The following is a 14,696-nucleotide window of genomic DNA, read 5'->3' as shown; positions in this document are numbered from 1 at the left end:
CGGGTGATGGCATATCCGTAGGTTTCCTCGCGGTCGATGATTTCGAGCACGCATCCTTCGAGCGTGCCCTTCAACATCTCCGTCAGGTCATCCATCGCGGGTGCTCCTCAAACCTGCCGGTACTACGTGCTAACGAGTACCACTATACGGTAGCACCGAGTACCGGGGGAAGTCAGCATCTCCGGTAGGCGTGAAGCCGGGGCGGGACGGCGAGGCCCGGGGATTCACGGCGGAGGCCGCATTGGTCGATCACCGCATTCCTGACTGCGGTGCGGCCGTAGGAGGCTGGTTCTCGAGGACGAACGCCTCGAAGTCGAACCCCGGTCGGGCTCGGTCACGCAGCTACCCGCAGGCCCAACTTGCGCCCCACGCGCCCCAGTTGCCGCGTGAGGCCGCCCGCCTCTGATAAGCCGGGTGGGCGGCGGGCGCCGGTGACGGGGACGGACAGCAGCGGCGGCGGCCCAGACGGGTCGCGTGCCTTGGTGCGATGCTCGCACTGTGGAGCCGCATGGAAACACCGGGGGCGGCGGGACAGGCTTGGAGACGACGACGCCGGCACCACCGAGAGGCGGATGCCGGCTTCGTGCGGACAGATCACGCGCCAACGTGGATCTGCCGGTGTCCCTGTCAGCGCCGGTTGCAGCCAGTAGCAGTTCAAGGACGTTCGCGGGCCGGGAGCACCGACCTCGTCGCGTTCTGTGATTCACCATCACTTATAGACAGGGGCTGCGGCAAGCAGAGCATGGACACAGATGGACCATTCACGTGCGGCACGCGGTCGGATCTCACGGCACCGTGGCCGCAGCTCTGGCCGCCCGGTCTTCAAGGGACACGGGGAGCCGAGGTGGAGAGATCCGCTCCTTTGGACATCCCAGAACCAATCAACGGGCATAGGGCACATAACGGTCATTCTGGTCGACGATCTCCCTGCGGAAGACGGCGTGGGCCTGGAATGATGACGGCATGCCCGTGCACGAGCGGCGACGCCAATCGCCCTCGTAGCAAAGGGATTTGCAGCCAGTAGCAGTTCACCATGCGCCCTGATCCGCCGCCTTGGCGCCGGGGCTCGCGAGAGGACTTTCGTATGTCGAGCAACAGCCCCCGTACGCCTCGATGCAGGGCTGACCAGACGGATACTCCGGCTCGGTTCGGTGCGCCGCAGGCTTTCACCGCCGTCTCGTTCCCCGCCCTGGGTGTCGCCCTGCACATGACCGGGATGCCGCTCGAGGACATCTTCCTCCTGCTCGGGGGGTGTGGTGCTCTGGGCGCCGCGGCGGTCGTCGCCGCGGGAGGCAGCCGTCGTCGTCTGGGCGGGCTGGCCGCCGCGGTGCTGCGTGCCACGGCCGGGAAGTAGGTACAGGCAGCATGGGGCGCAGAGAGAAGCCCGTTGATCACAGTCATCCCGCTCGCGGCCGGCTGGCCGTGCACCTGCGCGACTGGCGGAAGTCGGCCGGGGTGACGTACGAGACGCTGGCCCGCCTCACAGGGCTGTCGCCTGCCACACTGAAGCGGGCGGCCAGTGGTGGCGCGGTGCCCAGGCGCACCACGGTCGAGACCTACGTCGAGGGCTGCGGCGGTGGACAGGAGGCGGTGCGGGCCGCGGACGAGCTGTGGCGCCAGGCCCGCGTCGAGGAACGTGGCCGGCTGGCGCAGCTGCGGGCGCCGCGACCCGAACTCATCGGTGACGAAGGCGACATGAGCAGGGCGCTGGAAGTGGTGTGGGAGCAGGCCGGAGCGCCGAGTCTTCGCTCGATCAAGGACCGCTCGGGCAACGCGCTCGCGCTGCCGGTCAGCAGCCTCGCCCGGATCGTCAACCGCGACGCCATCCCGGCCGATGAGCAGCAGCTACAGGCCTTCCTGACCGGCTGCGGTATCCCACCCGAGCGGCACACACCGTGGCTGAGCGCCTTCACGAAGATCACACGCCGCTCCTTCGCAGTCGCAGCCGGCGAACTGCCTGATGAGTGGAGCCGGCTTCGCAGGCAGGCCACGCTGCGGCGGCTACAACGCACGACCTCCCGGCTGCTGCCTGCTCCGTCGACGGCACAGCCCGGGCACACCTCAGGAAACGACCAGCAGTGGTGGGATTTCCTGTCGCTGCTCGATCCGGCCACGAGGCAGCACATCGTGGCCAACGGGGTGCACAGCTACCTTGCATCGCAAGCGGCCCGGAACGGCAAGACCGCAGCGGAGCTGGGTGCCTGGCAGCCCGACTACCTGGTGCACCACAACGGCAAGCACATGACGATCGAGGTCAAGAGCACTTCCAACCCGCCGGGCCGACCTCCGACGGGTGGAGCAACAGGCATCTCACCACGCAGGCCGTCCAACGGCGGGGGCAGCCCCGCCGCGCGGGCGCAACCCCGCCCAGCAGAGCCCCCGCCTGCTCTTGCGGCAGCATCCTGACCACAGTGCCGATCGCAGACCATCACACCTCCCCGGGCCTCGGCGTCCTGACCGACGGCCGGGGGCGGCGTGACGCGGTGCGCCGAGCCGTCACCACGCGACGCCAACAGCAGACCGAGGCTCGCCATGGTCCGCCTCCGCGGCGCAACAGACAGCGCTCCGGGGCGCCTTGGGATCCTTCGTGTCCGATGACAAGCTGCCGTCCGCACAGACGGGGGCTCCAGCAGCATGGCAGATGGGCGGCGCGGCCATCGGACCGGTGGCGTTCGGTTGACGCGTGTGCACGGCTCGCCGCACAGGGGTGGTGGTGCGGTACGCGCCGCTGTGGCAGCGGGCGCGTGTCCAGCACGGACGGTGGCTCCGGACGCGGACGCCGACCAGGGCCTTGAGCAATTCGACCTAAAATCGGGCTGCGCAGGGCCCTTGGGGCTCGGGCCCGCCATATAGCTAGCTAGGATCCACCCCGTTGCGACGGCCGACACTGTGCCTCGACGCGTTGTCGCACCACCGAGGTACGTACCCGGCAGGAGCCGTGACCCTCCGCCTCGCGGTGCACCGCGCGGGCCGCCGGCAGGGCGGCCACCTTACGGTTGATGACCTTCGCGCCCCGGTCCGGGCTCGCACCCACCGCCCCGACCTCTCAGTCAGGCGTTTAATCAGATGTGCGTGCGGCGCGGAGTTGGTAGGTTCACCGTGTGCCGAAGCTGAATCAGATCATCGCAGTCGAAAAGGGCGTCAAGTCCAAGGCTCTCCAGGAGCTCACCCAGGCTCACCAGGACGTGCAGAAGCCCGCCCTGCTGGCCGGCATCTCCCGGACCTACCAGCCCAAGGACGAAGAGGGCGAGCAGCTGCCGCCCGAGTCCACGCGGGTGCAGATCAAGGCCGAGGACGCTCTGCGGGTGACCGCCGGGACGCTGACGCGGCTCTTCGACGTGACCGCGACGAAGGACTGGGCGAACCGGTCCGCGGCCGCGGACGTGGTGGTCGACGGTACGGTGCTGTTGCCCCAGGTACCCGTCCCGTACCTGTTGTTCCTGGAGAAGCAACTCACCGACCTGCACACCTTCGTGCGCAAGCTGCCGGTGCTCGACGCCTCCGAGTCGTGGAACCTGGACCCCTCGACGGACTCGTGGAAGACGGACCCGGTGCGGACCATCCGCACGAAGAAGGTTCCGCGCAACCACGTGAAGGCCGAGGCCACGGAGAAGCACCCGGCGCAGGTCGAGGTGTACTACGAGGACGTCCCGGTCGGTTACTGGACTACGGTGAAGTTCTCCGGCGCGCTGCCCGCCCGACGGGTCAACGAGCTTCTCGACCGCGTCGAGAAGCTCCAGCAGTCCGTCAAGTTCGCCCGCGAGGAGGCGAACAACACCGAGGTCACCGACCAGCGGGTCGGCGACGCGATATTCGGCTACCTCTTCCGGTAGCCCCACATACGCCCTCCGTCGCGAGCGGAGGGTGCGCGATGAGCGCAAGCTGAAACTGATGTTGAAGCTGATGAAGGGGTGTCAGTTGGGGGTTCGAATCCCTCTCCCCGCACCACGTGCGGGGGTGGCCCAAGCCTGGCAGAGGCGGCCCCATGAAACTCAGATTCTCGCTCCAGTCTCAGTATTCGCCGCCGAACACCGGATCGACCGAGCGTGGGCGAACATCGACGGATGGGGGTTCAAGTCCCTCCGGCGCCTCTCTCGTGGCGCTGTAGTTCAAAGGCAGAGCACGTCGATCTCAACATGACCCGCGGTTCTTAAACGCCGCCGGTGTGCGCAAATGGGTGGCAAGCTGGAGCCCGGGAGCTGGACATGCTCCCGGGCTCCGTCACGTTGCGGCCGCGGCTTGTGCTGTGACCAGGAGGTACACCGGCTTGAATGGTCAGGTCCCGGTGGGTAGGGGCCTGCCGCCCCAGCCGCCAGCGCAGGTAGGCATGCAGGGCCCTGGTCTGGATGGTAGGTCGGGGCGCCGTCCGGGCGGTCCATGCGGATCGTTCTCAGCGCGGCCCAGGTGTGATCGATGCATTTGCGGCGCCGGTTGATGCCCCCATCTGTTCGTCACCGACGGATAGCAGCCGTGGAAGTAGGTGATGCCGTGGATTCCCAAAGGCCCGAACTCGTCGAACGCGAACATGCGGTCCGGCCGCTCGGTGATCGCGTACTCGATCCGGCCCGCTTGGCGTCGAAGGCAGGGTCCGGGACTCCTTCCAGGAGTTCGTACACTGGAAGGAGAGTTCGCGGCGGGCGAGTAAACACCTCAGGGCCTCCCGTCCCATGAGGACGGGGTGGGCACAGGTTCGTCGTAGGTTAACGCTGTTGCAGCTCGCCGCCGGTGTCAATCAGCCGCTTGGGACGCAGCCGCAGCCGCTACCGCCCTGGACCGGGTGCAGACGAAAGAATGCGCCGACACGAAAACCAAACAGCTGTACGGCGGCCAGCTGGCGGGGTGTCGGCGTGGCCTACGCCGTCGTCCACGACCCCCGCATCCTGCTCCTTGACGAACCCACCGCCGGAATGAGCCCCACCCAGCGACGTGTCTTCCGCGGATCGGTTGGCCAGCAGTGCGTCCCGGGAAGAGCCATGCGCTCTCATGCCGGAGCACAGAGCGCGACCGCGAAGCCACGAGGTCCGACACGAGGACGCCCAGCGGCGCCGGCAGGCGGATGGGGCGGTTGTCGTCGTGCAGAAGCCGACGGGCAACAGCCCGGCGCGCGTCCTGGTCGTGCTGACCAGCGGGACCGGCCCAGCGGGTCGCTGGGGCCTTGACACTGGTCGGGGCGTATCGCTACCGCACGGCCCACCGGATGAAGACACCGCACCGCACCGGGTATGGGGGCTCGGAGTTGAGAAGCTGTGTCGGGTCCCGCCATGACAATTTGCGTCAACTCCCGTGCAGGGCAGCGTTGTTCCTCCCAAGCATGCCGTCGATTCGCGAGTGAGCCTGCGATGATTCGGTAATCCGCAGCAGGGTTTGGGGGGTCAGTGACCGGGTTTGAGATCGCTTTCGTGATTCTGGCGAGCGGGTATGTGACCGGGGGCGCGTATGACCGTATGAAGAAGGCGGTGGCGGAGCGGCGGAAGGCGAGGGAGAGGGCCCTGGCCGGACCGGACCCGGTCTGTGGATGCGGGCATCACCTGGCCTACCACGACGCGAAGGACGGGCTGTGCTACGCGTCGGTCAAGGACACTAAGGGAAACCGTGCTGCTGAAGGTGTCGATGACAAGCCGGTTCGCCGGTGCCAGTGCCGCCGGTATGCCGGTCCTGAACCGCTGGCCACGCTGTATGCACCCGAGCTGACAGGGTCCGCAGGGGACTGATTCCGCGGCGGTATGAAGGATGGGCGGGTGTCGTTGCCCTGCGTACGGTGCCGGTAAGGCGCGAGTACCTCGGCTGCGGCTGGCGGTCTCCGTGGACATCTATGCGGGCCCGCGGTTGTGCCGTGGGTGCGGTGAGCCGTTGATGCCGTCGGCGAAGGCACGAACGACCGGCTCAACACCCACACTTGGAAGGTAGGACAAGCTCAGCCCCGGCGCTCGGCGCCCGGCCGCACCGTCACCTCCACCTCCGTTCCGGCGAACGCCCACACGCGCACCTGTCGCGCCTGCCCGGGCGGCACACTTCGGGCGCTGGGGTGTGCCGTGCGGCCCGACACCTCGACCCGCCAGCCGGTGGTGCTCGGCGGCAGGGACAGCTCGGTGGTGCCGGGACGGCGAGTCGACCTGTAGGCGAGGCGGTACGTCGCGCGGCCCGGGTCGTAGGTGTCGGCGCGTACGGTGCCCGCTACCGCCGGGGCGTACGGCGTGGCGGTGCGCTCCTTGTTCGTACGGAGGCGGCCGTCGCGGTCGAGGGCGCAGTAGCCGCCGCCGTAGCACCAGACGTAGGCCGCCCAGCCCGAGGAGTAGCGAGTGAAAGAGGCGAGGGCGTCGTCGTGGAAGCGGCGCATGTTCGGCAGGCCGCTGTTCAGCGGGCCCCACTCCCCCACCACGACAGGCACCGAGTGCTCACGCGGGTACGCGGTGACGGCGTTCTCGTACGCCGTGATCCAGCCGGCGGCCGGATCGTAGTCGGCGCCCGCCTCCATGGCGGTGTTGTAGAAGTGCGGGGCGTAGACGACGCGTTCGTCGGAGACGCGGCCCAGGCCGGTGGGTACGCCTTCGCCGACGATCGGGGTCGGCTCGATGAACAGGTGGTTCGAGCGGTCCCGGGTGCGGATGGCGGCGGCGAGGCGGCGGTACATCGGGGTGAGCTGCGTCGCCTCGATGCGGCGTGCGGCAGCCGCCAGGTCCTCGCCCGCGCGCAGCTCCCCCATCGGCTCGTTGATCAGGTCGTAGCCGAACACCGCGGGGTGCCCGCCGAAGCGGTCGGCCAGCAGGCGCCACATGCGTGCCTGTGCGCGCCGCAGGTCCGCGTCCTCGTAGAGATGGGTGAAGGCGCGTTGGACGGCGGGTTCGAAGTACTCGGCGAACCAGTCGTCGGGGTGCGGGGTGAACGGCAGTCCGTCGGTCCGTGTCGCCCACACCGGGATCCCGCGGTGGCCGAACGCGGGCCCGAACACGTCCTGGTGGGCGTCGATGACGACGTGGACACCGTGCTCGTGCGCCCAGTCGAGGATGCGCCGGATCTTGCGCAGGTACGACTCGCTGTAGCGCCCGCGCCGCGGCTCCAGATCGTCCCAGAAGACCAGCAGGCGGGCGAAGTTGAAGCCGTGGGCCCGCAAGTCGGCGAAGTGCCGCTCGGTGATCGCGCTGAGGGCGTCCGGGCCGTGGTGGACCTTGTCCTCGACGTTCCAGCCGCGCAGGGTGAGGGTGCGTCCGCGGGCGTCGGTGAGGCGGGGTATACCACCGGCGGCGGTGGGGGCGGTCGCGGACCCGCTGCCGGAAGTGGCCCCCGTAACGGCGCCGGAATCGGTGCCGGTGCGCCCACTCTTCACTCCCCCCGAAGCGGCGGGAGCCAGGCCCGCACCGAGCAGGGCGGTCGCAATCAGGACGATCAGGGTGGTCAGGGCCATCGGGCCGACGTGCTGCCGCCTCAAGCGCTTGCCCATGATGGACCTTCTCCGGTGCTCGGGGACGCGCGGTACGTACGTGTGTCCGATCGGCATGCACCGTACGTATCAGGAACCGCTTGCACAGACCAGCGAGCCGACGAAGCGGGCGGCCGGGAATCTCACGCAGCCTCGCTTCAAGGTGCCACCGCGCTCACCCCGTGCGGTGAGGTTCCCATGGGGCAGCACCGATACGTTCAGAGGAGTTCGAGGAGCTTGTCGGTGACGTCGGCCGTGGAGGCGGTGCCGCCGAGATCCCGGGTGCGTACGTCGGTCTTGGCCAGGACCGCGGCCATCGCATCGGTGATGTCCTTGGCCGCTCGCGGGTGGCCGAGGTGGTCGAGCATCATGGCGGCCGACCAGATCGCGCCCAGCGGGTTCGCGATGCCCTGGCCCGCGATGTCGGGGGCAGAGCCGTGAACCGGCTCGAACATCGAGGGGAACTCCCGCTCGGGGTTGAGGTTGGCCGCCGGGGCGAGACCGATGGACCCGGCCACCGCGGCGGCGAGATCGCTGAGGATGTCACCGAAGAGGTTGGAGGCGACCACGACATCGAAGCGGGCCGGTGCGAGGACGAACTTGGCCGCGAGCGCGTCGATATGCTCCTGGCCCCAGCCGACCCGCGGGAACGAGGCGGCCCGCTCGGCGACGAGTTCGTCCCAGAACGGCATGGTGTGCACGATCCCGTTCGACTTGGTGGCCGAGGTCAGCCGCCCCTTGCGCTGTTCCGCCAACTTGAAGGCGTAGTCCAGCAGGCGGGTCACGCCGACCCGGGTGAACACGGCCTCCTGTACGGCCATCTCGTCCGGGAACCCCCGGTTGAGCCGCCCGCCGACCTCGCTGTACTCGCCTTCCACGTTCTCCCGGACGACGACGAAGTCGACCTCACCGGCCCGCGCCCCGCGCACCGGGCTGTCGATGCCCTCGAAGACTCGGATGGGCCGCAGGTTGACGTACTGGCGGAAGCCGCGGCGGATCGGGATCAGCAGTCCCCACAGCGAGACGTGATCGGGCACCCCGGGACAGCCCACCGCGCCCAGCAGGATGGCGTCCTTGTCGCGGAGCTGGGCGAGGCCGTCGGCGGGCATCATGGCGCCCTCGCGCAGATACCGCTCGCACGACCAGTCGTCGTAGGACGTATAGGAAAGGGTGAAGCCGTGCCGACGGCCGAGGACGTCGAGTACCTGCTGCGCGGGCGGCAGCACTTCGGCGCCGATGCCGTCACCGGGTATGAGGGCGATGCGGTGGTTCGTCATGCCTACGATTCCAGCAACGCCCCCAGCCAGACGTCCAAGACCGAAACCGGATCTCCCTTATAACGGCCACCTATCAGTCGGTGCCGGTCGGGACGGCCATCTCCCGGAACGCGGCGGCCGCCGGGGACAGGACACCCCGGCGGCTGATCAGCGCGACACTCAGCGTGGTCGCGGGTTCGATGTCCAGCACGTCGGCTCCCGCCCGCCGGGCGATGTCCCGCCAGGAATCCGTGACGACCGCGAGCCCGACCCCGGCCAGCACCAGAGGCAGCAACGCGACCCGGTGCTCCGTCTCCGCCGCCACGCCGAAGTCGATGCCCTGGTCACGCAGGGAGTCGACGTACGCCCGCATCCCCGTCCCGGGCTGTCCCACGATCAGCCGCTGACCCGCCAGCTCCTCGCACGCCACCGCTTCCCGGCCGGCGAAGGGCCCGCCCGGCGGTACCACCAGCACGAACCGCTGCTCCCCCAGCACATGCGCGCAGACCTCCGTGTCCGGAACACTCCCGGCCGACGCCAGCAGACCTAGCTCCGCAGCCCCTGTGCGCACCGCGCCGATGACGTCCCTAGCCGTGAAGGCGGCCTTGACCGACACCGTGACGCCCGGATGGCGCTGGGCGAAGGAACGGATCAACGAAGTCAGAGGCTGGACCGCTTGGGACGGCATCGACGCCACATCAAGGCGTCCCGCCCGCAGCTCGCGCACGCACGCCACACTCGCCCGGGCACCTTCCAGGCTCCGCACCGCCGCACGGGCCGGCTCGATCAACGCCCGGCCCGCCTCCGTCAGCACCGCACGGCGCCCGATCCGATGGAACAACTCCGTACCCAGATCACGCTCCAGCGCACGGACGGCCTGCGACAACGAGGGCTGCGACACATACAGCGCCGAAGCCGCGCGATTGAAACCTCCGCGGTCGACGACGGCCAAGAAGTACTCCAACTGCCGGATATCCATGACTGCGATCTTCACTGGCCAAAGAAGTGCCCTCCACTGCGGGGCCGGGCCTGCCGGACCAGCATGCCGCTCAGACCGGCGGGCTCACGGTTGCAGCCGGGAGTAGTGGTCACGCTCAGCCGACGGGCTCGTACTCCACCGTCTCCTGTCCGCACCCTGCGGCCAGCTCCCGCAGAGCCTGTCGCTCGGCCTTGTCCACGGACAGGCCCCACCGGAGCTTGGTCGCCACCCAATGGTTGGTGTAGGTGCAGCGGGCGTCCGCCAGCGGCGGCTGCCACTCGGCCGGGTCCTGGTCGGACTTCGCACGGTTGCTGCGCGCGGTGACGGCCACCAGCGACCGTTCGTCGCCGAGGTCGTTGGCGTAGGCCGTGCGCCGCACCGCGTTCCAGGCGCTGGCTCCGGAGTCCCAGGCCTCGGCGAGCGGCACCGTGAAGTCGATGGCCAGGCCGCGGGGTTGGGTGATCGTCCGGCCGTCGTAGTAGGAGAACCACCTCCCCGCGGTGACCTTGCAGCCCTCTCCGATGGTCGGGGCGGTGCGGGACTCCGTGACGAGGACCTCCTCACGGGTGTCACACCCGTCCCGGTCGTCGTCGGTCCAGTACGGGAAACGGGAACGCTCGTACCCCTCCCGCGACTCCGCGGCCGTCGGCAGCGCGGCGACCGCCTGCTTCAGCGTCATCGGAAGCGCGACCGGGTCGGCATCGGCGGCCGAAGGGGATGCCGAGGTGAGGGGCAGGGCGAGGAGGGCTGCGGCCAGGGCCGCGCGCATGCTGGGTGTGATCACAACCTGGTGATACCGGGGCCCGCCGGCCGCCGGGGATGGTTCGGGTGGAGTGTCACCCGGGCGAGCACAAAGGTCATATCGGCAGACCTTACGAGACTGGTCTCACCTCCCCCGGCAGCCCACGGAGCGTCGGTCGAGCGTCAGTTCGTCCGACTCGTCGGCGCGACCACTACCAGGGGAATCTCCCGGGTAGTGGTAGTGCGGTAGGCCGCGTACGAGGGCATGGAGGCCACCACCGCCGGCCACAGGCGGGCCGACTCGGCCGCCGTGGCCGGCCGGGCGGTCGCGGGGAAGGTGTCCGCGCCGACCTGGAGGGTGACCTCAGGAGTGGCCAGCAGGTTCAGGTACCAGGCCGGGTGGTGGTCCGCGCCCGCGTTGGACGCCGTCAGGACGTAGGTGTCCTCGTCCCGGATGTACGCCAGCGCCGTACGGCGCAGCAGGCCGGACTTGCGGCCCCGGGTGGTCAGGAGGAGATCGTTCACTCCGGGGCGGGGGCGTCCGCCGGTCTCCTCGAAGCGGCGGATGTGATCGGCGACCCACGGGGTCGGGTTGTCGTGGACTATGCCGGTCATGCGACGGCCACCCCGGCGTGGAGCCGGTGCAGGGTCGGCGCCTCTACCGCCTCGTCCACCAGGGCCCGGGCGAAGTCGTGGGGCGTGATCAGGCTGTCGGCGGCGGCCGGGGCGAAGACGTACCCGCCCGTGGGCTCGCCCTCGTGGTCGAAGTCTCCCGCCGGGCTCAGCACCACCCAGTCCAGCGCTTGCGGCACGGTCTCCCGCAGCGCCTGGGTGCCCGCGGCGTGGCCGAGGTAGAACTCCCGCCATTCCTGCGGGTATTCGGGGGTGTCCATCAGCAAGTCACCTGTCTTGGTGGGCAGTACGGACGCCAGCCCGACCGACACCAGCCGCTTCACTCCCGCCGCCGGGAGCCCCTGTGTGAGGGCGCGGGCAACGGCCGGGAAGAACTCGCCGGGTCGCGCCCCGGGGTCGTAGACAGCGACGATCGCCGCGTCGTGCCCGGCCGCGAGCCCTGCCACGGCTGCCGGGTCCGTCACTGATCCGTCGGCCCGCCCTACTGCGGTGACCTCATGGCCCCGCCGCCGGGCCTCCGCCACGGCGGCCCGGCCGACTCGGCCCCCCGCCCCGAAAACGATGATTCTGCTGCGCTTGGATTCCATGAGGGGGAGCGTAGGCCGGGGGCTGGTATCCGATCGGATACCGCCTTACCTTGTAGATCATGACGACGCCGCAGGCCGAACGGGCCTCTTTGGATCCTGAGATGTTCGACCCGGTCTGCCCGTCGACGCTGGTGCCGTTCCGCGTGGGCGACAAGTGGGCGACGCTGATCCTGCGCTGCCTACAGGACGGTCCGCGCCGCTTCTCCGAGCTGAAGGTCCCGCTGCGCGGTATCACGGCCAAGTCCCTGACCCTGTCTCTGCGCAGGCTGGAGCGGGACGGCTTCGTCGTGCGGGAGGAGTACGAGGGCACCGAACGCCGCGTCGAGTACGCACTCACCCCGCTGGGGCGGGGCCTGCTGGGCCCGTTGGACGCGGCCTGTGAGTGGACACGGAATCACTGGGACGAGCTGCTCGACGCGCAGGAGGCCGGGCTGCGTAGCGGCGGCTGATTCTCAGCCAGGTCGCACGGCATCCCAGGAACGTTGTTCGTCGAGGCCGGCGCCTGCATGTGCGAGGTCGGTCCGATGGATCTTCATGGCGCAGTGGTCACCTATGCTGAGACGGCCTCTGTCGGCCTTCTCAGTTCCTCAAGGAAAGACCAGTTGACACCGCATTCCCTCGCGTTCTACATGGACGTGATCGCGTCCGGAACGGTCCTTGGTGCCAAGCCGGCGGACAGTCCTGACCAGGTCACCGCGATCCTGGGCTCCAGCTTTGCCGAGAACTCTTTCGACGACCAGAGCATGTGGCGCGACTACGGAATGGTCGAGTTCTTCTGGGGCCGGCAATCACGGGACCATCCATGGGTGGGCCACCACTTCACCCTGCAAGTGCATCGGCTTTCTTGGGGCGGCAGCACGGTCAACAGGGCGATGCGTGCGCGGTACGGCCGCTTCGACCGTCACCTTCAATTCGGCAAACTGGAGCGGCTGCTGGCCAAGCGCGGCGTGCACATGGAGGCCGTCCCGGATCCCAACGCTCCGGACCACACCCTGCACTGGCAACCTGCCTCCCAGGTGTCCGTCATGGTGTGCCGGTCTCCTGAGAGGGGGGAACGTCGGCGCGGCGGTGCACGTATCGGTGATGTGCATGCCGTCTCATCATCGATGAGTGCCGAGCAGGTGGCCTGGTTCAGGGCGCACTACGGCTGACAGTTTGCCGTCTGCGGTGCGCCCCCCGCCCCCCTACCTCGGCGTCGCCGTTTCGCCAGTCCGGCCAGCGTGACCCGTGTGGGAGCCCGGCGGCGGGGAAGACCCTGTGGTCCGCCGAGAAGGTGAAGCCGGACCGTGCCTCGACCGCGTCGAGTTCCCGCTCGCTGAGGCCCGGCCCGCTCGAACGGTCCTTTCCCGATACGCGGCGTCGGCTCAGGTCGTTGACTCCCTACTCAATGCGGTCTAGGAAGCCGAGTACCCGACGGTTGACCTGTACCGCTGCCTGTTCGTCGTACGTCGGAAGGCTGCTGTCGGTGAACAGGTGCCTGTCGCCGGGGTAGAGGAACAACTCCGCATCTGTTGTCGTCTCGACGATCGCGCGAGCCGCGTCCGCATCGCCCTCCCCCGCGAAGAACGGATCTGCTTCCATGCCGTGGATCTGAACTGGGACGCCTTGGGGCCAGGCCGCGCCGAACTCCGAGACCGGGACACATGCCTCGAGCAACAGTGCACCCTTTGCTCCGGGGCGAGTCTGGGCCAGCTTCTGCGCGGGCAGGACGCCGAGCGAGAAGCCCACATAGACGAGCGCCGCAGGCAGCCCCTCGGCGGCGACTGCTCCGCGCGCGGTGATCGTGTCGAACCCGACGCTCTCCGCGTAGGCGGCACCCTCCTCAAGGCTGCCGAACACATGCCCTTCGTACAGATCTGGAGCGTGGACGGTGTGTCCGGCCCGTCTCAAATGCTCGGCGAAACCGCGAACGCCGGCGGTCAACCCGTGTCCATGGTGGAAGACCAGCACCTCAGCCATGTTGCTCCCCTCGTCCTGCGGGGCCGGGTGGCGCCGCGACACGAGTATGGACCGCAGCACTGACCGAAGCGCAGGTGCGCACGCAGCACCCCAGGCGCCCGTCCCGCTACGGGCCCGGCGGCTTGGACGGCCAGGGCGGGGGTGGGGCGCCCGGGGCGTGGGCGCGGCGGTAGGCGCGGGGGGTCGTGCCGGTGAGGGCGCGCAAGTGGTGGCGCAGGGCGGTGGGTGAGGTGAATCCCGTCGCGTGCGCGACGGCCTCGACGGGGGTGTCCGTCTCCCGCAGCAGCCGCATCGCCTCGTGCAGGCGCGCACGCAGCACGTACTGGAGCGGGCTGAGCCCGGTGTGGGCGCGGAAGCGGCGCGTCGCTCCGCTGGTGCTCGTGCGCGCGTGGGCGGCGATCTCGGGAAGCGTGAGCGGGAGGTGGAGGTGGGTGTCGATCCACCTCAGGGTGGGTTCGAGTCCCGTGCTCTCGGCGACCTCCCGGTCGATGGCCTCCTGGACGCTGTCCGCGTCCGCGTGCAGCGGCGTGATCAGTTCCCGTGAGGTTTGTCCGGCGACCTGGCGGCCGTAGTCGCGGGCCAGCAGCCGCAGACAGACGTCCATCCCCCCGAAGACGCCGGCCGCCGTGCAGAACGGCCCGTCCTCAAGGACCGTACCGGCGGGATCGACATCGATACGGGGGTAGAGCGCGGCCAGTTCCTCCACGTGCCGCCAGCCGGTAGTGGCCCGGCGTCCGTCCAGGAGTCCGGTGGCCGCGAGCGTGAACGTGCCGGTGCCCACGGCGGCGACGCGGCCCTGCCGGGCCACCACGGCACGCAGCGCGGCCAGAACGCCCTCCGGGGGCCGCGCGGCGCGGGGACCGTCGTGCCCTGGAATCAGTACGACGTCGGCGTCCTCCGTGCCTTCGAGACCGTACGGGGGACGCAGGGCCAGCGCCGGACCCGGGCCCCCGGTCGCCCGGAACCCGGGCGCCGCACAGAGCCTGACCTCGTAGGACACGCCGGGGTGCTCGCGGCAGGCGGTCGCGAAGACCAGGCCGGGCGTGGTGAGGTGATGGCCCGGGGCCCCGTCGAGGGCGAGGACGGCGATCACTGGCATACCGGGAATCCAACCATCCGCGCGA

General features: G+C 69.4%; 13 protein-coding genes and 1 pseudogene. 5 read left to right on the top strand and 9 right to left on the bottom strand.

Translation table 11 applies throughout. From position 1 onward, the window contains the following. Positions 1-95: pseudogene (locus tag IG54_RS0124370) on the bottom strand (PadR family transcriptional regulator); the annotation flags it as partial. Between the two features lie 989 nt (positions 96-1,084). Between IG54_RS0124370 and IG54_RS0124365 the strand changes: the two are divergent. The 3 genes from IG54_RS0124365 to IG54_RS0124355 all read left to right on the top strand — a co-directional run bounded on the left by IG54_RS0124365 (position 1,085) and on the right by IG54_RS0124355 (position 3,833). Beyond that, positions 1,085-1,354 (top strand): hypothetical protein, encoded by a 270-nt coding sequence (locus IG54_RS0124365; protein WP_051819878.1) that lies wholly within the window; start codon positions 1,085-1,087, stop codon positions 1,352-1,354. 11 nt (positions 1,355-1,365) lie between these two features. Further along, positions 1,366-2,406 carry a helix-turn-helix domain-containing protein gene (locus IG54_RS39350; protein ID WP_078594436.1) on the top strand — a complete coding sequence of 347 codons (1,041 nt, stop codon included), beginning with the start codon at positions 1,366-1,368 and terminating at the stop codon, positions 2,404-2,406. A 695-nt stretch (positions 2,407-3,101) separates the two neighbouring features. After that, complete coding sequence (locus IG54_RS0124355; protein WP_030788331.1) at positions 3,102-3,833, top strand: hypothetical protein; 732 nt, start codon at positions 3,102-3,104, stop codon at positions 3,831-3,833. Positions 3,834-5,914: 2,081 nt separating this feature from the next. Here the strand turns inward: IG54_RS0124355 and IG54_RS0124350 are convergent. From IG54_RS0124350 to IG54_RS0124325, 6 genes are all read right to left on the bottom strand, one after another. After that, entirely contained in the window at positions 5,915-7,495 is a 1,581-nt protein-coding gene (locus tag IG54_RS0124350; protein ID WP_420712277.1) for a cellulase family glycosylhydrolase, read from the bottom strand. Positions 7,496-7,635: 140 nt separating this feature from the next. Continuing rightward, entirely contained in the window at positions 7,636-8,694 is a 1,059-nt protein-coding gene (locus tag IG54_RS0124345; protein ID WP_030788325.1) for a tartrate dehydrogenase, read from the bottom strand. A gap of 73 nt (positions 8,695-8,767) precedes the next feature. After that, positions 8,768-9,652, bottom strand: a complete 885-nt coding sequence (locus IG54_RS0124340; RefSeq protein ID WP_030788322.1) for a LysR family transcriptional regulator — start codon at positions 9,650-9,652, stop codon at positions 8,768-8,770. A gap of 115 nt (positions 9,653-9,767) precedes the next feature. Further along, positions 9,768-10,436 carry an HNH endonuclease family protein gene (locus IG54_RS0124335; RefSeq protein WP_030788319.1) on the bottom strand — a complete coding sequence of 223 codons (669 nt, stop codon included), beginning with the start codon at positions 10,434-10,436 and terminating at the stop codon, positions 9,768-9,770. Between the two features lie 140 nt (positions 10,437-10,576). Next, on the bottom strand, positions 10,577-11,008 hold the full coding sequence (locus IG54_RS0124330) for a nitroreductase/quinone reductase family protein (RefSeq protein ID WP_030788317.1): 432 nt from the start codon (positions 11,006-11,008) through the stop codon (positions 10,577-10,579). Further along, positions 11,005-11,613 (bottom strand): NAD(P)-dependent oxidoreductase, encoded by a 609-nt coding sequence (locus tag IG54_RS0124325; protein ID WP_030788314.1) that lies wholly within the window; start codon positions 11,611-11,613, stop codon positions 11,005-11,007. Before IG54_RS0124325 ends, IG54_RS0124330 begins: the two co-directional genes overlap by 4 nt. Before the next feature lie 59 nt (positions 11,614-11,672). On the opposite strand from IG54_RS0124325, the gene IG54_RS0124320 reads away from it, so the two are divergent. Both IG54_RS0124320 and IG54_RS0124315 read left to right on the top strand, forming a co-directional pair. Continuing rightward, entirely contained in the window at positions 11,673-12,062 is a 390-nt protein-coding gene (locus tag IG54_RS0124320; RefSeq protein WP_030788311.1) for a winged helix-turn-helix transcriptional regulator, read from the top strand. A 33-nt stretch (positions 12,063-12,095) separates the two neighbouring features. Further along, positions 12,096-12,764 (top strand): hypothetical protein, encoded by a 669-nt coding sequence (locus IG54_RS0124315; protein WP_324615427.1) that lies wholly within the window; start codon positions 12,096-12,098, stop codon positions 12,762-12,764. Positions 12,765-12,993: 229 nt separating this feature from the next. On the opposite strand, the gene IG54_RS0124310 is transcribed toward IG54_RS0124315, so the two are convergent. After that, positions 12,994-13,572, bottom strand: coding sequence for a dienelactone hydrolase family protein (locus IG54_RS0124310; protein WP_030788305.1), 579 nt, complete (start codon positions 13,570-13,572; stop codon positions 12,994-12,996). Positions 13,573-13,678: 106 nt separating this feature from the next. Continuing rightward, on the bottom strand, positions 13,679-14,671 hold the full coding sequence (locus IG54_RS0124305; RefSeq protein ID WP_030788301.1) for a GlxA family transcriptional regulator: 993 nt from the start codon (positions 14,669-14,671) through the stop codon (positions 13,679-13,681). Positions 14,672-14,696 lie beyond the last annotated feature (25 nt).

It is taken from the genome of Streptomyces sp. NRRL S-920 (assembly GCF_000717945.1).
Taxonomy (GTDB): Bacteria; Actinomycetota; Actinomycetes; order Streptomycetales; family Streptomycetaceae; genus Streptomyces; species Streptomyces alboniger.
The sequence above is the reverse complement of the archived record's forward strand: the minus strand, read 5'-3'. Positions and strand labels throughout refer to the sequence as shown.